This is a genomic window from Aequorivita vitellina (genome assembly GCF_022008365.1).
Classification (GTDB): domain Bacteria; phylum Bacteroidota; class Bacteroidia; order Flavobacteriales; family Flavobacteriaceae; genus Aequorivita; species Aequorivita vitellina.
In genome coordinates this window covers 1-689 of sequence record NZ_JAIRBA010000119.1, presented here as the reverse complement: position 1 = coordinate 689, position 689 = coordinate 1, and the positions used below count along the sequence as shown (strand labels likewise).

Below are 689 nucleotides of genomic sequence, written 5' to 3'. Positions count from 1 at the left end.
CCAGCGGTAATGGTGTATCCACAAGCTTCGTTAACACTTGTTACAAGATCGTTAGGGCTAATTGAAGCCACTCCATTTGCATCAAGGAAAACATCAAGTCCACCGCCTGCAGCAGCTTCATAAGTTAATAGGAAGTTGTCAACGCCAGCTCCCCAGCCCCAGCCGCCAAGGTCATCAAAGGTGTAACGCACTTGGAATGTAGCATTCACAAAAGCAGAAACATCGATTGATTCGGTTTGGATATCTGGATTTAAATCTTCATCGTAAAATGCAATTTGCTGCCAAGCGGCACCATCAAATACTTCTACGATAAATTCTTGGTTTCCGGACTCTTGGAAAGCCACATCGTAGCCAACAGTTACGTTAGAAGCTCCAGTAAGATCATATATTGGTGATAGCAACCTTACAAGATTGGTTTGTCCAGCACCCGCAGCGTCATCATCAAAGATTGCGGCATTGGTTGTGAAATCATCTCCATTAGGCATATCTCCTGAACCAAATTCCCAATCACGAGCACCTGCATCTATAACTGTAGTCCAGCCCGTTGGAATTGTAGCACCTTCAAAATCTTCAGATTCTGTAAAGATTCCAAAACCACCAACGCAGAATACTTCAGGAGCTGTAACATCTTGTACAGTAACCGTAGAAGTACAAGTAGCTGTTCTTCCAGCTGTATCTGTAACTGTCAT

At 43.7% G+C, this 689-nt stretch carries 1 pseudogene; it reads right to left on the bottom strand.

The features are described from left to right. A pseudogene (locus tag K8089_RS16240) lies at positions 1-689 on the bottom strand (HYR domain-containing protein); the annotation flags it as partial.